Here is a 19,054-nt window from a genome sequence, read left to right as displayed (position 1 = left end):
CCTACTTTCTTTTATCCAGGACTTTGTGGGGACCTTTGTTGTAATCCACCAAAAAGTCGCTGCTGTACTCGACGGGGGTTTCGGTGCTTTCCACACTCTCGGGATCGGCACCGAAAGGCACTTCGTGACCGAGACGAGAGAAACGCTGGGTGTCGTAGCGGTCGATCCGCGCCGGATCGCGCAATTCGGGCCCGACGATCTCGCGGTACTCTTTGCCGAAGATCTTGTCCACTTCGTACCAGCTGGCAAATTCGTCTCCCTGCAGAGGGTAGGTTTTGCGCAGAGGATGACCCTCCCAGTCGTCGGGCATGATGATCCGCTTGAGGTAGGGGTGGTTGTTGACCACGATGCCGAACATATCGTACATTTCCCGCTCGGCGAATTTGGCCATAGCGTAGAGTGGCACGATGCTCTCGATCGCCTGATCCTCTTTGATCCAGGTCAGGACACAGATCCGCTTGGCTTCATCGAGGTTGAGGAGCTGATAGAAGATTTCAAACTCCCCGTCCTGGGCCAGATAATCCACGGCACTCAGTTCGGAGCACATTCCGTAACCGCACTCCTCTTTGAGCGTCTTGAGGGTGGCGACGTTCTCTTCCGGACGGATATGGACGATCAGTTGGCCGATCTCGATGTAGGCATCCAGAACCTCAACTGAGGACTTGAGTTTCTCAAGCACCGTTGCGTAATGGCTTCCCTCTTCTACCGCTTGGCGGGGAACCCGGGGAGCGACCCAGAAGCGGTCGGTGTATTTCGCCTTTTTCTGCACATTGTCTTTGGGGGTATATTTTCTCATCAGACAAACCTCTGCAATTTGCGTTTTTTCATATCGGCCGGTTCACGGCGGATCTTCTTCTGCAGCATCATCATCGCATACTGCAGCGTCTCGGGACGGGGAGCACAGCCGGGCAGGTAGATATCCACGGGAATGATCCGGTCGACCCCCTGGACGGTGGCGTAGGTGTTGAACATCCCGCCAGTGTTGGCGCAGGAGCCCATGGAGATGACCCACTTGGGCTCCGCCATCTGGTCATAGAGGCGCCGGGCGAACTCGGCATGCTTTTTCGAAAGCGTTCCGGCCAGGATCATCACATCCGCCTGGCGGGGAGAAGCGCGGAAGATCACCCCCATCCGGTCGAAGTCGAAACGGCTGGCTCCCGAAGCCATCATCTCGATGGCGCAACAGGCCAGTCCGTAAGTCAGGGGCCAGAGGGAGTTGGAGCGTCCCCAGTTGAGGAGTTTGTCCACAGTGGTCAGTGCGACGGGCAAGCCTCCGGAGGAGGCGTAGTTTACTTGATGCTGTGCCATTCAAGGGCTCCTTTCTTCCAAGCGTAGATAAATCCGATTGCAAGCAGAACGATAAAGAGGATCATTTCGGTAAAGCCGAACCATCCCAGCAGTTTGAAATCGATCGCCCAGGGAAACATAAAGATGATCTCCACATCGAAGAGGATGAAGAGCAGTGCGATCAGATAGAACTGCACCGAGATCCGGTTGGGCTGCTTATCCGGCTCCGGGCCGCACTCGTAGATGGCAAGCTTGAGTTTCTCCGTATCGAGCCGCGCCAGCTTCCGGCTGACGTAGCGCGCCAGAAAGAGCGTCAGCGGAAACGCCACCAAAGTGATGACGAAGAGAACGAAGACACCGAAATAGGGATGATCGGTCACCAAATGTGTCATGGTCTTACCCTTTATTTGAATATGCTGTGCACAAGGTGCCTCATCTTAACAGAAAGTTATTTAAAGGGCCTTCATAGGCTCCTCCTCCCCTTTCAAAAGGCATTCAGGGTGTAACGATGGGAAACAGGACAAATGAATAATGAGGAACCGAGTAACCGAGTAATGAGTAACCGAGTAACTGAGAAACTAGTAACTAGTAATTTTTCTCCGCTGTGCAATACACCAAATATAGAATGATTAAGGGAAACTGACTAGACTCTTTTTTATGGAAATCAAAAAATTCTTCCAGGCACCGATCCGGGGTTATCAATTCGTCTCGAGGATGCTGCCCGCTTCCTGCCGCTACTATCCGACCTGCAGCGAATATGCCCGGTGGCAGTTCGAGTTCAACCGCCCCGACCGGGCCTTGCTGGCAAGCACCCTTCGGATCATGCGATGCAACCAGCTCTTTCCCGGGGGGATCGACTACCCCAAAGTCCCCTGGGCGCCTCCCCCGGCGACACAGTTGGCCAACCCCCTCTTCCCTCCGGGCCGGCCGCTTGCCCCGCTTCCCCGCCCTAATCCGTCTGATAGGCAAATCTCCATACAATATTGGATCCTTCCCCTCCAGGGAAAAACCCACCTCATCCTAAAGGCTTTTCATGACCGAACTTCTGTTGCATGAACCGCTCGATATGCATCTCCACCTGCGCGACGGAGAGATGTTGCGTACCGTCGCTCCGCTGAGTGCGCACAGTTTCAGCGGCGCTTTGATCATGCCCAACCTCATCCCTCCCATCACCGACGCCGAAAGCCTGCGCGCCTACCGGCAGCGGATCCTCGAAGCGATCGGCGATGAGATCTTCGAACCCTATATGACCCTCTTTTTCAAAGCGGAGTATGATCTGGACTTTCTCGCTCCCCTGGCCGAAGAGGTCACGGCGATCAAACTCTACCCCGCCGGGATCACCACCAACAGCGAAGGGGGCGTCAGCGGCTTCGACCTCGAAACCCTCAGCCCGGCCCTGGAAGCGATGAGCAAACTGGGGATCCCCCTCTGCATTCATGGAGAGAGCAGTGGATTCGTCATGGACCGGGAGAAGGAGTTTGTCCCCGTTTATGAAGCGTTGGCCGATGCCTTTCCCGATCTTGCGATCGTGATGGAGCACATCACTACCGCCGAAAGCCTGGAGGCGCTGGAGCGGCATCCCAACCTCTTCGCCACCATCACCCTCCACCACCTGCTCATCACCCTCGACGATGTCGCCGGGGGGATGCTCCAACCCCACCTTTTCTGCAAACCCATCGCCAAGCGGCCCGAGGATCGCGAAGCCCTGCTCCGAGCCGCCCTCGAAGCCCATCCCAAGGTGATGTTCGGCTCCGACAGCGCCCCCCACCCGCGTCACACCAAAGAGGCTCCCGGCTGCGCCGCAGGGGTCTTCACCGCCCCGATCGCCCTGCCGGTCCTGGCGGAGCTCTTCGCCCAGCACGACAAACTGGAGAATCTCCAGCATTTCGTCAGTAACAATGCTCAAAGAATCTACGATATCACCCCCCCGAAGAAGAAGGTCCGCCTCACCGACACTCCGATGAAAGTCCCGGAAAGATACGGCGAAGTGGTTCCTATGTTCGCCGGCGAAGAGATCGGATGGAGCATCGCGGAGGTGAGTGAGGAATGAGGAATTAGAAATTTTAGAAATTAGAAATTAGAAATTTAGGTAAGCGTTGCAAGGCAACGCCATTTTTCAATCCTTAGCTCTCAACGCTCAACGCTAAGAAAAAGGAGCCTTGTCTATGGAAAAGATCAGCGAATTCGAAAAGGGGCATCAATACTTTCGCACAGTGAAGTTCAAAAAGAACGAAGAGCGCTTCAAGAAGCTGGTGGAGGAGGGGCAGAACCCCAAAGCCCTTTTTATCGGCTGCAGTGACAGCCGGGTGATGCCGGCCATGATCACCGGCAGCGGGCCGGGAGACCTCTTTATCGTCCGAAACGTCGGCAACTTCGTTCCTCCCTTCTCCCCCGACAACGACTACCACGCTACGGCTGCGGCCATCGAATATGCCGTCAGCCACCTGGAGGTCAGCGACATCATCGTCTGCGGCCACAGCGACTGCGGCGCCATCAAAGCCTGTTTCGAGTCTCACCACCCCACAAAAGAGAACATTCACACGATCAAATGGCTACAACTCGGAGAACCCGCACGCGATCTGGCCCTCAAGGCCCTCGGAGACGACACTCTGGAGGCCCAGAGGGATTTCGCCGAAAAGGCTTCGGTGGTCTTTCAGCTGGAAAATCTTCTCAGCTACCCCCTCGTCAAAAAGCGGGTGGACGAAGGAAAACTCTTCCTGCACGGTTGGCACTATGACCTCTCCACGGGAAAGATCCACTATTTCGACGAGACCGATCTCGAATTCAAACCTCTGGGGGACTCATGATTTTTGACGACATTCAACAGACGATCGGACAAACCCCGCTGATCCGGCTCGCCTATCTTTCCAATAACGCGACGATCCTCGCCAAAGCCGAGTATTTCAACCCGGGCTCCTCCATCAAGGACCGGGTCGCCAAAAGTATGATCGACGGCGCGATGGAACGGGGGGAGCTCGATGCGGAGACGGTGGTGATCGAACCGACCAGCGGCAACACCGGGATCGGACTGGCCCTGGTCTGCGCCGTGCGGGGATTGCGGCTGATTTTGACCATGCCCGAGTCGATGAGCCTCGAGCGCCGGAAACTGCTGCGGCACCTGGGCGCGGAACTGGTCCTCACCCCAGCCGCCGAGGGGATGCAGGGCGCCATCGAAGAGGCCAGGCGCCTGGCGGCGAGCTTCGAAAAGAGCTTCATTCCCGACCAGTTCGCCAACCCCGACAACCCGGCTGCCCACGAACGGGGCACGGCTCAGGAAATCCTGGAGGCGACCGGCGGGGCTGTCAATATATTTGTCGCCGCCGTCGGGACCGGAGGGACCCTAAGCGGCAACGGGCGGGCGCTCAAAGCAGCCAACCCGAAGCTCCGGCTCGTCGCTGTGGAGCCGGCGGCTTCCCCCGCCATCAGCCGGGGCGAAGCGGGGCCGCATAAGATCCAGGGAATCGGCGCGGGGTTCGTCCCCGACAACCTGGATCTTGACCTGGTCGATGAGGTGTTGACCGTCACGGACGAAGAGGCGATCGCCTTTGCCAGAGAGGCGGCACGCAAGGCGGGGTTGCTGGTCGGCATCTCCTCCGGCGCCAACCTCGCCGCCGCCTATCGCCTGGCCCAACGCGAAGAGAACCGGGGCAAAACCATCGTCACCGTCCTACCCGATACGGCGGAACGCTACCTCTCGACGGAACTCTTCGAGTAGGCCAGCGACCGGAGAGCCGAGAGAATTACGAATTCACCTTTTTCTCACGCCTCTTTTTCTTCCTTTTTTCCGTCTCGCTCCGCTCCTTTTTCGAGGACTTCGAAAAACGGATCAGCTCGTCGGTGGTCTTCACAGACTCGGGGATATTTTCAAAAGATTTCATCAACACTTTGGAAGCGGCCAGAGCGTCGTTGTAGGCGCGGTGATGGGCCTGCATTCCCAGATCGAGGGATTCGTTGAGATAGGCCAGGCCGTAACGCTCGCTCTCGAAGGTGCGGCGGGCCAGGTCGATGGTGCAGAGCACCGGATTACCGATGGGGCCCAGGCCGAAGCGCTGGAAAGAGGCGTTGAGAAAACCGTGATCGAATCCGGCGTTATGGGCGGTGAAGACGGCGTCCCCCATAAAGTTGCGCAGCTGAGTCAGCGCCTCTTTGCGACTGGGGGCTTCCGCCAGATCCGTCGGCTCGATCCCGGTGAGTTTGATGATATGCTCAGGCAGGTAGGCGCAGGCGACGAAAGTCTCCAGCCGATCGATGATCTTGCCCTCTTTGAGCATCACCGCCCCGATCTCGATCACCTGGCTCCGGCCCGGTTTGGAGCCGTTGGTCTCGATATCGATGATGCAGTACTCCTGCATCTGCCAGGGGGTGAACATCGTCTTCAGGCGAAAGCCCCGCAGAGACTCCTCGATGGGGTATCCCGAAGCCTGGAGCAGGTAGTAGATGGTTTCACTATCCTCAAAAAGGGTCGCGTGCTTGCGGACAATACGGTCGAAGGCTTCATAGGAGATCTCTCCCCCCGCACGTCGGAAAGCCTGGGTCAACTCTTCAAAGACTTTTTGCACGCTCGATGAACCTCATCACTTTTTCGGGGTCTTTGCGCCCTTTGGCGGCTTCGGTCCCGCTGCTGACGTCGCAGCCATAGAAGCCGTAGCCCCTCAGCTCTTCCACATTATCCGGCGTCAACCCTCCGGCGATGATGATGCGCGAATTGTCCCGCCCCTCGAACCACTCCAGATTGAGCCGCTTGCCGCTGCCGCCGTAGGCTTCACAGTAAGCATCCACCAGGCGGTAGCGATCGGCGAAGCACTCCAAATCCTCCAGTCTCCTTGCCCGGACCACCGGCAAAACGGGAAAATCGACGGCATCGAGGAAGGCTTCATCCACATCGAAATGGATCTGCGCCAGCGTAATCCCTCCCATTTTCGCCATCCGTTCAATCTCTTCAGGAGTGTTCTCCACAAAGAGCCCGACCTTTTCGACGAAAGGGGGCAGCCGGTCGATGATCTCCCTAGCCGCTTCGGGAGTGATGTAGCGGGGGGATTTGGGATAAAAGACAAAGCCGAGCGCGTCCGCCCCCGCTTCGATGGAGCGCATCGCGTCGTTGTAATTGGTGATGCCGCAGATCTTAACTTTCACGAAAAGCCTTTTCGTGAAAGAATTAGAAAATAGAAAATAGAAAATAGAAATTGATGTGGGCATTGCTTTGCAATGCTATTTTTTAATCGTCGCCAACGGCGACCCCATAATTTCTCATTTCTCATTTCTATCTTCTCATTTCAAAGAGGCAATCGCCTCTTTGTACCCCTTCGGGTTCTTGAAGACATAGCTTCCCGCCACCACCACATCGACCCCTGCTTCTTTGAGAGCTCCGATGTTCTGGTCGCTCACCCCGCCGTCGACTTCAATGAGGCAATCGGGGTTGCGCTTTTCGATCAAATCTTTGAGGCGTTTGGCCCGTTCGACGACGTCGGGGATGAATTTCTGACCGCCAAAGCCCGGGTTGACGCTCATCAGCAGCACCATATCCAGATAGGGGAGCAGATACTCGGTCACTTCGGGCAGAGTGTGGGGGTTGAGCACCAGAGAGGGGCGGATCCCCAGATCCCGGATCTTGGTCGCCAGGCGGTTAGGATGGCGCTCCGATTCGAAGTGAAAGGAGATGAACTCCGGCTTGAGCGGGGCGAAGAGATCGACGAAGAAGTTGTTGTCCTCCACCATCAGGTGCACATCCAGCGGCTTGGTGCTGCTGCGAGCCACCCCCTCGACCACTACGGGGCCGATGGTCATATTGGGGACGAAGTGGCCGTCCATCACATCGACGTGGATCAGGTCCGCTCCCGCATCACAGACGGAACGGACCTCTTCGCCCAGATAGGCGAAATCGGCGGAGAGAATACTGGGTGCGACAAGCATCGTGACCTTTCTATGGAAAATTGGGTCAATTATAGCGTGAAAAGGGTGAGTTTTCTCCTCCGCTTCCCTCCTGATCCCGACCTGGTTTTTATAATGCGACTCAGGTAGCAATAGATATTTACTATCTATGATATTTTAGTTTCAGTTAAGAAAAAGGAGGAATCAATGAACTATAAACTCTCAAAAGAAGACAAGAAACTATTGATCGACATCGCCCGCAAAGCGATCGCCGAGGAACTCACCGGTAAAAAGCTCCTGGACCGGGAAGCGCTGGTGCGGGAACACCCCTGGCTCCTGGAGCCGGGAGCCGCCTTTGTGACCCTCAATGAGAATCATCAGCTCAGAGGCTGCATCGGCTCCATCGTCGCCCATCAACCCCTGATCGACGACCTGATCCACAACGCCAAAGCAGCCGCCTTCAGCGATCCGCGCTTCAGCCCTGTGCGGCCCGAGGAGTTCGACAAGCTCGACATCGAGATCTCGCTCCTCAGCCCGCCCCGGGAGCTGAGCTATACCGACATCGCGGACCTCAAGCAAAAGATCCGCCCCGGCATCGACGGCGTGATCCTGCGCCTGGGCAACTATCAGGCGACCTATCTGCCCAGCGTCTGGGAGCAACTGCCCGATTTCGATATGTTTTTCGCCACCCTCTGCCAAAAGGCGGGGCTGGCCCCCAACTGCCTGGAAGCCCACCCGGTGATCTACACTTACCAGGCCGAAAAAATCAAGGAGGATTGAGATGTTACCGATGGAAAAGAAGGTTACGCCGCCTGAAGAGAGAGGTTATTCCGGGTTCTACCACAAAGAGGGGGACCGGATCGTCTGTGAACTCTGCCGCCACTACTGCAAACTCAAAGAGGGCCAGGTCGGCATCTGCGGCGTCAACAAAAACGAAGGAGGACGGCTCAAAACCCTGGTCTACGGCAAAGTCTCGGCACTCAATATCGATCCCATCGAGAAGAAGCCTCTCTACCATTTCCTGCCGGCGAGTTTCGCCCTCTCCCTGGGAACGGTAGGGTGCAACTTCCAGTGCCCCTTCTGCCAGAATTGGCAAATCTCCCAGACCAAAGACCTCAGCGGCAGCTACGACGTCACGCCGGAGCAGATCGTCGCCCTGGCCCTGGAGAAGGGGTGCAAGAGCATCGCCTACACTTACAACGAACCGACGATCTTCTACCCCTTCGCCCGGGACGTCGCCCTGCTGGCCAAAGAGCACGGCATTAAGAATGTCTTCGTCAGCAACGGACTGGAGACGCCAGAGGTGATCGAGGATATGAAGGGGATCATCGACGGCTTCAACATCGATATCAAAGGCTTCAACCCCGAGTATTATAAAAAGACCCTCAAGGGATCGCTCGAAGGGGTGCTCGATACCCTCAAGCGCCTCAAAGAGGGGGGATTCTGGGTCGAGTGCACCACCCTTATCGTCCCGGGGGACAACGACAGCGACGAAGAGCTGGGCAAGATCGCCAACTTCATCGCCAAGGAGCTCGACCCCTATACGCCGTGGCATATCAGCGCCTTTCACCCGGACTATAAGGTGAACGACAAGCTGCCGACCCCGCTGGAGACCCTCAAACGGGCCGAACGCATCGGCAAGGAGGCGGGGCTAGCCTATATCTATATGGGCAATGTCCCCGAAGACGGCATCACCTATTGCCCCGGCTGCGGCCTGGAGTTGATCGTCCGGCGGGGATACCACGTGACGAAAAACATCCTGGAGAACGGCCACTGCCCGGCATGCCATCGGGCGATCGAGGGGGTATGGGCCTGAGAACAAAGGTTCTCAGGAATTGAGAATTGAAAATGGAGAATGGAGAATGAGAAGAAGGACTTTTATAAAATCCCTATTGCTTTTATTCTCTTCTTTGTCTCTATTCGGAAAGGAAACGACTGAAAAAAAAACGACTGAAAAAAAGGAGAAAGAAATGATAAGACTTGCAGGAAATATGGGGGCTTTCTACCCCGCCAATTGCAGCGAGATCGAAAAGATGATCGAACACTGGAACGGGATCCTCGATGAGGCGTTGACTGATAAGAGCGTTTTGGACGAAAAGCCGCGGGCGATCATTGTCCCCCACGCGGGCTATATCTACAGCGGTTTCACCGCCAACATCGCCCACCGGATCCTGGCCAACAGCCGGCCAAAACGGGTCGTGGTGATCGGCCCCAGCCACCACGTCTATTTCGAAGGGGTGAGCGCGAGTATGCAGGAGAGTTACCAGACCCCCTGCGGCAACCTCCCAATCGACAAGGCTTACATCGAAGAGCTGACCAAGGAGTATCCCCTGGAGTTCGTGCCGGAGGCCCATCACAAGGAGCACAGCACCGAAACCCAGATGCCCTTTATCCAACACTATGAACCCCAGGCGAAGGTGGTGGAGCTGATCTACGGCAAGATCGACTACCGGCAGCTGGTCCCGCTGATCGATACGATCCTCAGCGATCCGGAGAACGTCGTAGTCATCAGCTCCGACCTCAGCCACTTCTACACCCTCGAAGAGGCTAAGCAGCTCGACAACATCTGCCTGGCGGGCGTGGCCGAAGAGAGTGTGGAGATCCTGGAGAAAGGGTGCGAAGCCTGCGGCATCATCGGCATCAAAGCGATCGTGGAGGTCGCCAAAAAGCACGGCTGGAAAACCCAGCTCCTCGACTACCGCACTAGCGCCGACGCCAGCGGGGACACCAGCCGCGTCGTAGGCTATATGAGTGCCCTAATCCTTCCTTAAGGGATTTGGCAACACGTAAGTGATGTTCCCACTCCGGAGCCAAAGCTGAGAGAAGGGGGCATCGATATTTTTGAACACTTTGCAGCAAAGCAAGCGAAGAATCCTCTCTCTTCAAAGGGCACTTTCAAAGTGAAACAGCTTTTTCTCTTCCGGTTGAAGCCTTTTTAGCTCCCCTTAAGTGTTGATTCTGTAGAATCGCAAGACTTTTTCTAGGGTGGGAGCACTGCCCCCTGCATTTCCCTGAAAACAAAATATCGAAAAAAGGCTCAACGATGGCAAGAAGATGTCAGATTACCGGTAAAGGCCCCCTGGTCGGATACAACGTATCCCACGCCCATAACAAAACCAAGAAGCGTCAGCTTCCCAACCTGCGCACCGTGCGCATCACTCTCGAAGACGGTACCCGCAAGAAGATCAAGGTCGCCGCTTCCACCCTGCGCACTATGCGCAAAAAAGCCGCTCAGGCTCAAGCGGACATCGCCTAAGCGATTCCACCCCGCTCTTCCGATCCGAAGAGCCTTTCTACACTCCCCTCTTTTTCCCTGTTATAATTCCTTATCATTCTTCGACAGAGATCTCCGAAGAACACATTTGATCAATCGATCCAGGAGACTAGACGTATGTTTACCCTCTACTCACTCAAAAACGGCCTCGCCAATGTCCAGGGATTCTACTGCGACGGGATCAACTGCGGCCTGCGGCCCGATCCCTCTCAGGGAGATTTGGCTTTTATCCGCAGCGACCGGCTCTGCGACATTGCCGCCACCTACACCACCAACCGCTTCCAGGCGGCCCCCATCCGCCACGCCCTGAGACACTACGGCAAGCGTTTCCAGGGCAATTTCATCCTCGCCAATGCCAAGAACGCCAACGCAATGACCGGCGAAGCGGGCATTGCCGACATCGAAACGATCCTCGCTGCCCTGCCGGCGGAGGCCGAAGCCCAAAACCCGGTGATGAGCTCCACGGGGGTCATCGGCTACCGCCTCCCGGTTGACAAAATTGTCAAGGGACTCGACAAGCTCGATTGGCACGCCAAAAACTCCGATGCCACGGCCCGGGCCATTATGACCACCGACAGTTTCAAAAAGGAGCTCTGCTTCGAAGTGGAACTGGAGAACGACCAGAGCTTTCGCATCGCCGCTATCGCCAAAGGCGCAGGGATGATCAACCCGGCGATGGCCACGATGCTCTGCTTCATCGCCACCGATGCCGCCGTGCCGGCCGATGAGATGGAGGAGCTCCTCGAAGAGGCGGTGAGCCTCTCGTTTAACCGGATCAGCGTCGACGGCGACACTTCCACCAACGACACTGTCTACTTGATGGCCAACGGAGCCAGCGGAGCCTACGACCGGGAAGCCTTCGCCGAAGCTCTGCGCAAGATCACCTTCGAACTGGCGATGCTGATCCTCAAAGACGGAGAAGGAGCCAACAAAGTAGTCGCTTTCGAAGTCACCGGGGCCGCCAACGACGAGGAAGCCGCCATCGCCGCCACCAATCTGAGCAACTCCCTGCTGGTCAAAACCGCCCTCTTCGGCGAAGACCCAAACTGGGGCCGCATCGCCTCCACCATCGGCGCCAGCGGCATCGCCTGTGACGAAGAGAAACTGAGCATTTACTATGACGACCTGCTCATCTACAACAAGGACAACAGAGAACTCGACCCCGAGCGGGAGGAGAAGGCTTACAAAATTATGAAAAAAGACTCCTTCCGCATCCGCTGCGATTTGGGAATGGGCACGGGCAGCTTCACCTCCTACGGCTGCGACCTGAGCTACGAGTATGTGAAGATCAATGCGGAGTATAGAACGTAAAAATAACCGAGCAACCGAGTAACGGAGTAATGAGTAACCGAATAATTGAGAATTGTAAGGAATGCTGAACGACTGAGCTTGAAATCCTCTCAACGCTCAACGCTCAGCTCTCAACGCTTAACACATAACACCATTCAATCTTGCGACTTGAGGGCCGAAGGCCCGTGCCTGCGACTTGCGACTATATGCTACAATGGCGGAAAAATTTCATCTAGGCTACCTTATATATGAAAAATCTCATTATCGTCGAATCACCGGCCAAGGCACGGACCATCAGCAACTTCCTGGGCAAGGATTACAAAGTCGTCGCCTCCAAAGGACACATCCGGGATCTGCCCAAAAGCAGCTTCGGCATTACCGTCGAGGAGGGGAAATTCATCCCCAAATACACCGTCCCCAGAGAGGCTTCCCCCACGGTCAAAGAGCTCAAAAAGCTGGCCAAAGAGGCAGAGACCGTCTACATCGCGACCGATGAGGACCGCGAGGGAGAAGCGATCGGCTACCACATCGCCAAGGCCATCGGCAAGGACCCCGAAGAGCTGCCGAGGATTGTCTTCCACGAGATCACCAAGAGCGCCATCCAACACGCCCTGGAGAATCCCAGACGGATCGATATGCAGAGCGTCGATGCCCAGCAGACCCGGCGCCTGCTCGACCGGATCGTAGGCTACAAGCTCTCCCCCCTGCTGGCGAACAAGATCCAAAAGGGCCTCTCCGCCGGCCGGGTCCAGAGCGCGGCGCTCAAGATCGTCGTCGACCGGGAGCGGGAGATCAAAGCCTTCAAACCCGAAGAGTATTGGAGTATCAAGGGAATCTTCGACAAGACGGTCGATGCCGATATCTACAGCTTCGAGGGCAAAAAGATCGAGAAAATGACCCTCAAAAACGGCGAAGAGGCGAACAAGATCGTCGAATCGGCCAAGGAAGAATCCTTCAAGGTCGCCTCCATCGAAACCGCCCGGCGCAAGAGCAAAACCCCGCCCCCCTTTATGACTTCGACCCTCCAGCAGGCCGCTTCGACCCAGCTGGGTTTCTCCCCCAAAAAGACGATGATGGTCGCCCAGAAACTCTACGAAGGGGTCAAGACCCACAAAGGGACGATGGGGGTCATCACCTATATGCGGACCGACAGCCTCAACCTTGCCAAAGAGGCAGTGGCTGAAGCACGGGAATTCATCGAGAAGAACTTCGGAGAGAAGTATCTCCCCGCCAAACCCAAATTCTACGCCTCCAAAGCCAAGGGAGCCCAGGAAGCCCACGAGGCGATCCGCCCCACGATGACCGAATTCACCCCCAAGCTGGCCGCCAAGTACCTGGCTCCCGACGAGCTCAAACTCTACCGCCTCATCTACAACCGCTTCCTGGCGTGCCAAATGACCGAAGCGGAGTTTGAAACCCAGACCATCCTCTTTGCCGGAGAGAAATCGGTCTTCAAAGCCACCGGCCGCAAACTGATCTTCGACGGCTTTTACCGCATCACCGGCTACAATGAAAAAGATCGGCTCCTGCCTGAGCTCAAAGAGGAGCAGCCGGTCGAACTCACCGAGATCAAAGCCGAACAACACTTCACCGAGCCCCCCGCCCGCTACAACGAAGCGAGCCTCATCAAAAAGCTCGAATCTCTGGGTATCGGGCGCCCCAGCACCTATGCCCCCACCATCACGATCCTGCAGAACCGCAAATACATCGAGATCGAAAAGAAGCGGATCCACCCCACCGAGATCGCCTTCACCGTCATCGAAATGCTAGAAAAGCACTTCCCCGAGATCGTCGACAGCAACTTCACCGCCCGGATGGAAGAGACCCTCGACAAGATCGCCGAAGGCAAAGAGGATTGGCAAAAGGTACTCTGGGAATTTTATCAACCCTTCATCGAGAAGATTGCCGAAGGCAAAAAGAACATCCCCTCCCAAAAAATGGCCGAACCCATCGGCGAAAAATGCCCCGAGTGCGGTGCAGAACTGCTCAAACGCAAGGGGCGCTACGGGGAGTTCATCGCCTGCTCCAACTTCCCCAAATGCCGCTACAGCCGCAACATCGACGGCACCGAACCCGAAAAGCCGGAGGAGACCGACGAGATCTGCGACAAATGCGGCGCACCGATGGTGATCAAAAACTCCCGCCGGGGCAAATTCCTCGCCTGCAGCGCCTACCCCAAGTGCAAAAACGCCAAACCCCTCACCCCGCCCAAAGAGCTCGCCGTCCCCTGCCCCGAGTGCGGCGGCAAACTCATCGAACGCCAGGGCCGCCGCGGCACCTTCTACGGCTGCGCCAACTACCCCAAATGCAAATTCATCGCCAATTTCGAACCGGTGGACAAAAAATGCCCCGAATGCGGCTACCTGATGGGGGTCAAACACCTCAAAAGCGGCGATGTCTATGTCTGCTTCAAGTGCAAACACAAAGTTTCGGCGGAAGCCGAAACTTAATGAGGAATGAGCAATGAGGAATGAGGAACCGAAAAAGAACGATCCTCTTTCTGAAAAGAGCTTCCTCTTCTCTCTTCGTATTATCAAACTCAACCGTTTCTTACAGGATAAACATCGGGATTATGTCCTCTCAAAGCAGATTTTAAGAAGCGGAACTGCAATTGGTGCTTTGATTGCCGAAGGCAAATATGCCCAATCAAAAGCGGATTTTCTCAACAAACTCACTATCGCTTTAAAAGAAGCAAGCGAAACCGAATACTGGATTCGCATTCTGCACGCATCGCAATATATTGATGATACGATGTACCAAAGCATTTACAAAGATCTCGATGAAATCCTTCGCCTCCTGATATCCAGCACCAAAACGGTCAAAGGCTCTCAAAAATGAGATTGAAACTTTTCTATTTAAATAAAATGCATTGCGAAGCAATGCTCACCGACATTCCTCATTCCTCATTCCTCATTCCTCATTCCTCAGGGAGCTTATCCCTATGAAAAAAACATCCATTATAGAAGAGTACTATCTCTTCATCAAAGGCTTCTTTAAAGAGCTCTTCGACGAGCGTCTGGGCTTCTATGCGGCCAGTATGAGCTGGAGCACCCTCTTTTTCATCATCCCCTTTATGGTGATCCTCCTGGTGCTCTTTACCCATATGCCCATCTTCGACACCGCCTATGGCCGGCTCCACGAGCTGATCGCCGAGAATCTGGTCTCCTCCGACTCCAAAACCATTATGCGCTACATCGACCAGTTCGTCGCCAATGCCGACCGACTGGGCTATATCGGCATCGGCTATGTGATCATCGCGGCGATCCTCTTTTTCAAAGATTACGACTTCATCGTCAACGACATTTTCGAAACCCCTCAGCGCAGCGCCCTCAAAGCCTTTCGGACCTACTTTTTCCTGCTCCTTTTTCTGCCGATCATGTTGGGCAGCTCCTTCTGGCTCTCCCGGACCATCAAAGGCTACCTGGAAGCGGTCGGATGGGCAGGGACCCTCCACGTCTATTACATCTTTCCCTACCTCATCATCTGGCTGCTTTTCTACGTCGCCTATCAATTTTCGCCCCGGATCCACATCTCCCCCAGGGCGGCACTGGCGAGCTCTTTTATCTCTTCGCTCATCTGGTATCTCGCCAAGAGCGGCTTTCTTTTCTACATCCTCTACAACAAGACCTACACTAGTATCTACGGAGGACTCAGCACCCTGCTCTTCTTCTTTCTCTGGATCTACATCTCCTGGGCCATCTTTCTCTACGGCCTGCGCTTCTGCTATATTCTGGACAAAGAGGAAAAAGAGTAAGGTTCCCGTATTATAATTATCATAAGTTCAACAAAAGGATCCGGATGAAACATCTTGTCAAATTTATCCTGTTTTCGTTGCTCCTTCTTTCCCCTATCTGGGGAGCCTCCCCCCGTCTCCTAGTCTTCGCCGGCAGCGCTTCCAAGCCCCCGACCCAGGAGGCCGCCAAAGCCTTCACCGCCAAAACCGGCATCCCGGTGGACCTGGTCTTCGGCGGCTCGGGCTATGTGCTCAGCCAAATGAAGCTGAGCCGCCAAGGGGATCTCTACTTCCCCGGATCTTCGGACTATATGGAGATCGCCAAACGCCAGAAGCTCGTCGACCCCTCCACCGAAAAGATCGTGGTCTATCTCGTCCCCGCCATCAACGTGCAAAAGGGGAACCCAAAAAATATCCATTCTCTGAAGGATCTGACCCGTCCCGGGCTTCGGGTCGCTATCGCCAATCCCGACGGTGTCTGTGTGGGTGCCTATGCCGTGGAGATTCTGGAAAAGAACTTCACCCCCGAACAGAAAAAGGCCTTCCGCAAAAACCTGGTCAACTACACCGCCTCCTGCTCCAAAACCGCCAACGCCATCAGCCTCCACCAGGCCGACGCGGTGATCGGCTGGCGGGTCTTCGGCCACTGGAACCCCGACCGGATCGAAACGATCCCCCTCAAAAGCGATCAGCTCGTGCGCATCGGCTACATCCCCATCGCCATCTCCCGCTTCAGCAAACACCCCGAATTGGCCAAAAAATTCATCGATTTCCTCCTCTCTCCCCAGGGGCAGAAGATCTTCGCCAAATACCACTATTTCGCCTCACCCGAAGAGGCCTTCCGATGGATCGGAGCGAAGAAACCCGTCGGGGGAGAGTATAAGGTGCCCAAAGGGTGGATAGCCAAATAACCGGTTAACCGAGTAATGAGTAACCGAGTAACCGAATCGTTGGAGATTTAAAGTCAAAGGGAAAGAAAAACTCTCGTTGCTGGCCCAAACAGAGTGCTACAATATGTTTCAAAAAGAGAAGAGGGAAAATTATGACCACAATTCCTGCTAAACCTATTTTACTTTCATCATTCGGTTCCTCACTCCTCACTCCCCACTCCTCACTATCCGGTTATTCGATTACTCATTACTCGGTTGCTCGGTTACTCGGTTACTCGGTTACTCGGTTACTCGGTTACTAATTATTCCCTATGGATTTCCGAAAAAAGACGATCGTCGCCGCCCTCTTCGTCCTCCTGCTCTATGGAGGCTTGATCCTCAGTCTGGGGTATTTCCTCTCGCCAAAGAGCCTGCTCGAAACTTTGCGCTCCGAGCGTACCCTCTTTTCGATCCGTATCAGCCTGGAGGCGGCGACGCTGGCGACGCTGCTGGCGATGAGCCTGGCGATCCCCGCCGGCTATGCCCTCTCCCGCTATCGTTTCCGGGGGCGGGAGCTTATCGATACACTACTGGAGTTTCCGATGATCGTCTCTCCCGCCGCCCTGGGAGCGATGCTGCTGATCTTCTTCAACAACCCCGCCGGCGAATGGATCCAGGAGCACCTCATCACCTTCGTCTTCGCCTTCGCCGGAATCGTCTTGGCACAGTTCGTCACCATTTTGGGCGTCAGCGTCCGCCTGGTCAAGAGCGCCTTTGACGAAGTGCCGGAGGAGCTGGAGTCCACCGCACGCACATTGGGGGCCGCGCCGGGCTATGTGCTGCGCAGCGTCACCCTCCCGCTGGCAAGACGGGGGCTGGTGGCCGCCACGATCCTGAGCTGGGCCAAGGCCCTGGGGGAGTTTGGCGCCACCATCACCGTAGCCGGCACGATGGCCATGCGCACCGAGACCCTCCCCATCGCCATCTATTTGCGTCTCGAGAACGCCGATATCCGGGGAACCGCAGTACTGATCCTGATCCTGGTCGCTATCGGGCTGAGCGCCCTCTTCCTAACCCGGCGGCTGCTGAGCAGGAGCGGATTGTGATCCGCCTGGAGGGCGTGGAGGGCCAAGCCGGATCCTTCCATCTGGGGCCCATTGATCTGAGCCTTCCCGCGGGAGCGGCCCACGCCCTGCTGGGCCCCTCCGGAGCGGGGAAGAGCACCCTGCTTCGGATGATCCTCGGATTGGAGACACCCCAAAAAGGGCGCATTCTCTTCAAGGGAGAGGAGATTTCCCACCGTGCCGTCGAGGAGCGGGGCTTTGGCTACCTGCCCCAGCATCTGGCCCTCTTCCCCCACTTGAGTGTCGAAGAGAACTTGCGCTACGGGCTCAAAGCCCGCAAACGCTCCGGGGCCGGATATGAAACGCACCTGAAACACCTCATCGATGCCACCGGCATCGCTCCGCTGCTCGATCGCCGCCCCGAAACCCTCAGCGGCGGAGAGCGTCAGCGGGTCGCCCTGGTGCGGGCCCTGGCCCCCAAACCAGAGCTGCTGCTTCTGGATGAACCCTTCAGCGCCCTCGACCCCGCTCTGCGTCGGGAGCTTTGGCACCTGACTCGATCCCTCCAGGAGATCGACGGGACCGCCATGCTCATCATCACCCACGATATGCAGGAGGCTTTCGCCCTGGCCGATCGGCTCCACCTCATCATCGACGGGACCATTCGCCAGGAGGGGACACCCACCCAGCTTTGGGAACATCCCCACGATGCCCAGACCGCCCGCTATCTCGGGGTGCGGAATTTCTTGAAGATCGAATCCTGGGAGCCGGAAGATCGAATTGTCCGGGTAGCCGGCCTCTCCCACCCTCTATATTTCCACGAAACACCGCCAACTCAAGAACCCAGCCTCTGCGCCATCCGACCCGAATCGATCGAGATTACGGAGAATGAAGAGGGAAGCGATATCTTCACCCTCCCGGCGGAAGCCTTTTCCGAACCGGGAGGAACCCTCTGGAGAGCCCGATTGGGCAATGGAGAAATCCTGGAAGTGCGCGAGAGCCGTATGCGGACCCCGGGGGAGAAGAGAGAGCTGCATCTCCGCCTCCCTCCCGAAAAACTGCTTCTCTATCCTTAGAAGAGTGTCGGAGTTTTGGAGAATTTTTTGACCTGAAAGCTCCGGCGATGGATCGGGCAACACCCGAAACGCTCGATCGCTTCGAGATGCCGGGCGGTGCCGTAGCCTTTATGCTCTTCGAAGCCGTACTCGGGATATTCACGGGCCAGCGCCTCCATGATCCGATCCCGGGTCACCTTGGCCAGGATGCTGGCGGCGCTGACCTCTTTGACCTTGCCGTCGGCTTTGACCATCGTCGCGATCCCCGGCACCCCGTAGCGGCTGTTTCCATCGAAGAGGAAATGCACCCCCTCTCCTCCCAGGACTTCCACGATCTCCTCCAACGCCTTTCGCAGACACCGGGAGATTCCCCAGTCATCGATCCGCGATGCTTCGATGATGACCAGGTGATAACGGCTGCGCTCCACGATCCGCCCGTAGAGCTTTTCCCGCTCCTGGGCACTGAGCCTTTTGGAATCTTGCAATCCGTTGATCCGGCGCAGCAGGATCACCCCCGCTACTACCAGAGGACCCGCCAGAGGGCCCCTGCCCGCTTCGTCGATCCCGCAAAGGGTAAAGGCCTCTTCCTCCCCGTCCGTGAAAAGATTTCGCAC

At 56.2% G+C, this 19,054-nt stretch carries 22 protein-coding genes; 15 read left to right on the top strand and 7 right to left on the bottom strand.

Annotation, left to right across the window (positions count from 1 at the left end; all coding sequences use genetic code 11):
- Position 1 precedes the first annotated feature (1 nt).
- The 3 genes from NITSA_RS00840 to NITSA_RS00830 are packed head-to-tail and all read right to left on the bottom strand — an operon-like array spanning position 2 to position 1,679.
- Entirely contained in the window at positions 2–796 is a 795-nt protein-coding gene (locus NITSA_RS00840) for an NADH-quinone oxidoreductase subunit C (protein ID WP_013553129.1), read from the bottom strand.
- Positions 796–1,308, bottom strand: coding sequence for a NuoB/complex I 20 kDa subunit family protein (locus NITSA_RS00835; protein ID WP_013553128.1), 513 nt, complete (start codon positions 1,306–1,308; stop codon positions 796–798). The genes NITSA_RS00840 and NITSA_RS00835 overlap by 1 nt, the downstream gene beginning before the upstream one ends.
- Positions 1,290–1,679 (bottom strand): NAD(P)H-quinone oxidoreductase subunit 3, encoded by a 390-nt coding sequence (locus NITSA_RS00830; RefSeq protein ID WP_013553127.1) that lies wholly within the window; start codon positions 1,677–1,679, stop codon positions 1,290–1,292. Before NITSA_RS00830 ends, NITSA_RS00835 begins: the two co-directional genes overlap by 19 nt.
- Before the next feature lie 265 nt (positions 1,680–1,944).
- On the opposite strand from NITSA_RS00830, the gene yidD reads away from it, so the two are divergent.
- The 4 genes from yidD (at position 1,945) to cysK (ending at position 5,002) form a co-directional block, all read left to right on the top strand.
- Complete coding sequence (gene yidD / locus NITSA_RS10735) at positions 1,945–2,343, top strand: membrane protein insertion efficiency factor YidD (protein ID WP_013553126.1); 399 nt, start codon at positions 1,945–1,947, stop codon at positions 2,341–2,343.
- Positions 2,321–3,337: a dihydroorotase gene (gene pyrC / locus NITSA_RS00820; protein ID WP_013553125.1), complete on the top strand. Its 1,017-nt coding sequence runs from the start codon at positions 2,321–2,323 to the stop codon at positions 3,335–3,337. Before yidD ends, pyrC begins: the two co-directional genes overlap by 23 nt.
- Positions 3,338–3,452: 115 nt before the next feature.
- Complete coding sequence (locus tag NITSA_RS00815) at positions 3,453–4,094, top strand: carbonic anhydrase (protein ID WP_013553124.1); 642 nt, start codon at positions 3,453–3,455, stop codon at positions 4,092–4,094.
- Entirely contained in the window at positions 4,091–5,002 is a 912-nt protein-coding gene (gene cysK / locus NITSA_RS00810) for a cysteine synthase A (protein WP_013553123.1), read from the top strand. Before NITSA_RS00815 ends, cysK begins: the two co-directional genes overlap by 4 nt.
- A 25-nt stretch (positions 5,003–5,027) precedes the next feature.
- On the opposite strand, the gene NITSA_RS00805 is transcribed toward cysK, so the two are convergent.
- The 3 genes from NITSA_RS00805 to rpe form a co-directional block, all read right to left on the bottom strand.
- Positions 5,028–5,846, bottom strand: coding sequence for a 3'-5' exonuclease (locus NITSA_RS00805; protein WP_013553122.1), 819 nt, complete (start codon positions 5,844–5,846; stop codon positions 5,028–5,030).
- Positions 5,830–6,420: a phosphoribosylanthranilate isomerase gene (locus tag NITSA_RS00800; RefSeq protein ID WP_013553121.1), complete on the bottom strand. Its 591-nt coding sequence runs from the start codon at positions 6,418–6,420 to the stop codon at positions 5,830–5,832. Before NITSA_RS00800 ends, NITSA_RS00805 begins: the two co-directional genes overlap by 17 nt.
- A gap of 135 nt (positions 6,421–6,555) precedes the next feature.
- Positions 6,556–7,197 (bottom strand): ribulose-phosphate 3-epimerase, encoded by a 642-nt coding sequence (rpe, locus tag NITSA_RS00795; protein ID WP_013553120.1) that lies wholly within the window; start codon positions 7,195–7,197, stop codon positions 6,556–6,558.
- Positions 7,198–7,362: 165 nt separating this feature from the next.
- Here rpe and amrA point away from each other — a divergent pair, with 165 nt between their 5' ends.
- The 11 genes from amrA (at position 7,363) to NITSA_RS00740 (ending at position 18,461) form a co-directional block, all read left to right on the top strand.
- Entirely contained in the window at positions 7,363–7,935 is a 573-nt protein-coding gene (gene amrA / locus NITSA_RS00790; RefSeq protein WP_013553119.1) for an AmmeMemoRadiSam system protein A, read from the top strand.
- A gap of 1 nt (position 7,936) precedes the next feature.
- Entirely contained in the window at positions 7,937–8,971 is a 1,035-nt protein-coding gene (gene amrS, locus NITSA_RS00785; protein ID WP_013553118.1) for an AmmeMemoRadiSam system radical SAM enzyme, read from the top strand.
- Between the two features lie 154 nt (positions 8,972–9,125).
- Positions 9,126–9,926 carry an AmmeMemoRadiSam system protein B gene (gene amrB / locus NITSA_RS00780; RefSeq protein WP_013553117.1) on the top strand — a complete coding sequence of 267 codons (801 nt, stop codon included), beginning with the start codon at positions 9,126–9,128 and terminating at the stop codon, positions 9,924–9,926.
- A 272-nt stretch (positions 9,927–10,198) separates the two neighbouring features.
- Positions 10,199–10,411: a 50S ribosomal protein L28 gene (gene rpmB, locus NITSA_RS00775; protein ID WP_013553116.1), complete on the top strand. Its 213-nt coding sequence runs from the start codon at positions 10,199–10,201 to the stop codon at positions 10,409–10,411.
- 135 nt (positions 10,412–10,546) lie between these two features.
- Positions 10,547–11,740 carry a bifunctional glutamate N-acetyltransferase/amino-acid acetyltransferase ArgJ gene (argJ, locus tag NITSA_RS00770; RefSeq protein ID WP_013553115.1) on the top strand — a complete coding sequence of 398 codons (1,194 nt, stop codon included), beginning with the start codon at positions 10,547–10,549 and terminating at the stop codon, positions 11,738–11,740.
- Between the two features lie 227 nt (positions 11,741–11,967).
- Entirely contained in the window at positions 11,968–14,169 is a 2,202-nt protein-coding gene (topA, locus tag NITSA_RS00765; RefSeq protein ID WP_013553114.1) for a type I DNA topoisomerase, read from the top strand.
- A 13-nt stretch (positions 14,170–14,182) separates the two neighbouring features.
- On the top strand, positions 14,183–14,557 hold the full coding sequence (locus NITSA_RS00760; protein ID WP_013553113.1) for a four helix bundle protein: 375 nt from the start codon (positions 14,183–14,185) through the stop codon (positions 14,555–14,557).
- A 103-nt stretch (positions 14,558–14,660) separates the two neighbouring features.
- Positions 14,661–15,473: a YihY family inner membrane protein gene (locus NITSA_RS00755; RefSeq protein ID WP_013553112.1), complete on the top strand. Its 813-nt coding sequence runs from the start codon at positions 14,661–14,663 to the stop codon at positions 15,471–15,473.
- Between the two features lie 44 nt (positions 15,474–15,517).
- On the top strand, positions 15,518–16,363 hold the full coding sequence (gene modA / locus NITSA_RS00750) for a molybdate ABC transporter substrate-binding protein (protein ID WP_013553111.1): 846 nt from the start codon (positions 15,518–15,520) through the stop codon (positions 16,361–16,363).
- Positions 16,364–16,653: 290 nt separating this feature from the next.
- Positions 16,654–17,427 carry an ABC transporter permease gene (locus tag NITSA_RS00745; protein WP_013553110.1) on the top strand — a complete coding sequence of 258 codons (774 nt, stop codon included), beginning with the start codon at positions 16,654–16,656 and terminating at the stop codon, positions 17,425–17,427.
- On the top strand, positions 17,424–18,461 hold the full coding sequence (locus NITSA_RS00740) for an ABC transporter ATP-binding protein (RefSeq protein WP_013553109.1): 1,038 nt from the start codon (positions 17,424–17,426) through the stop codon (positions 18,459–18,461). Before NITSA_RS00745 ends, NITSA_RS00740 begins: the two co-directional genes overlap by 4 nt.
- Here NITSA_RS00740 and NITSA_RS00735 read toward each other — a convergent pair.
- The gene (locus NITSA_RS00735; protein ID WP_042204029.1) at positions 18,458–19,054 is read right to left on the bottom strand and encodes a ribonuclease HII; all 597 of its coding nucleotides are present in this window, start codon (positions 19,052–19,054) and stop codon (positions 18,458–18,460) included. The genes NITSA_RS00740 and NITSA_RS00735 overlap by 4 nt on opposite strands.

It is taken from the genome of Nitratifractor salsuginis DSM 16511, from assembly GCF_000186245.1.
Taxonomy (GTDB): Bacteria; Campylobacterota; Campylobacteria; order Campylobacterales; family Sulfurovaceae; genus Nitratifractor; species Nitratifractor salsuginis.
The sequence above is the reverse complement of the archived record's forward strand: the minus strand, read 5'-3'. Positions and strand labels throughout refer to the sequence as shown.

Excerpts from the sequence above, each read along its gene's own strand:
- argJ (WP_013553115.1), top strand. The coding sequence starts at position 10,547 with ATGTTTACCCTCTACTCACTCAAAAACGGCCTCGCCAATGTCCAGGGA.
- NITSA_RS00840 (WP_013553129.1), bottom strand. The coding sequence starts at position 796 with ATGAGAAAATATACCCCCAAAGACAATGTGCAGAAAAAGGCGAAATAC.
- pyrC (WP_013553125.1), top strand. The coding sequence starts at position 2,321 with ATGACCGAACTTCTGTTGCATGAACCGCTCGATATGCATCTCCACCTG.
- yidD (WP_013553126.1), top strand. The coding sequence starts at position 1,945 with ATGGAAATCAAAAAATTCTTCCAGGCACCGATCCGGGGTTATCAATTC.
- amrA (WP_013553119.1), top strand. The coding sequence starts at position 7,363 with ATGAACTATAAACTCTCAAAAGAAGACAAGAAACTATTGATCGACATC.
- NITSA_RS00755 (WP_013553112.1), top strand. The coding sequence starts at position 14,661 with ATGAAAAAAACATCCATTATAGAAGAGTACTATCTCTTCATCAAAGGC.
- amrS (WP_013553118.1), top strand. The coding sequence starts at position 7,937 with ATGTTACCGATGGAAAAGAAGGTTACGCCGCCTGAAGAGAGAGGTTAT.
- rpmB (WP_013553116.1), top strand. The coding sequence starts at position 10,199 with ATGGCAAGAAGATGTCAGATTACCGGTAAAGGCCCCCTGGTCGGATAC.
- amrB (WP_013553117.1), top strand. The coding sequence starts at position 9,126 with ATGATAAGACTTGCAGGAAATATGGGGGCTTTCTACCCCGCCAATTGC.
- cysK (WP_013553123.1), top strand. The coding sequence starts at position 4,091 with ATGATTTTTGACGACATTCAACAGACGATCGGACAAACCCCGCTGATC.
- NITSA_RS00835 (WP_013553128.1), bottom strand. The coding sequence starts at position 1,308 with ATGGCACAGCATCAAGTAAACTACGCCTCCTCCGGAGGCTTGCCCGTC.
- NITSA_RS00815 (WP_013553124.1), top strand. The coding sequence starts at position 3,453 with ATGGAAAAGATCAGCGAATTCGAAAAGGGGCATCAATACTTTCGCACA.
- modA (WP_013553111.1), top strand. The coding sequence starts at position 15,518 with ATGAAACATCTTGTCAAATTTATCCTGTTTTCGTTGCTCCTTCTTTCC.
- NITSA_RS00745 (WP_013553110.1), top strand. The coding sequence starts at position 16,654 with ATGGATTTCCGAAAAAAGACGATCGTCGCCGCCCTCTTCGTCCTCCTG.
- NITSA_RS00830 (WP_013553127.1), bottom strand. The coding sequence starts at position 1,679 with ATGACACATTTGGTGACCGATCATCCCTATTTCGGTGTCTTCGTTCTC.
- rpe (WP_013553120.1), bottom strand. The coding sequence starts at position 7,197 with ATGCTTGTCGCACCCAGTATTCTCTCCGCCGATTTCGCCTATCTGGGC.
- topA (WP_013553114.1), top strand. The coding sequence starts at position 11,968 with ATGAAAAATCTCATTATCGTCGAATCACCGGCCAAGGCACGGACCATC.
- NITSA_RS00760 (WP_013553113.1), top strand. The coding sequence starts at position 14,183 with ATGAGGAATGAGGAACCGAAAAAGAACGATCCTCTTTCTGAAAAGAGC.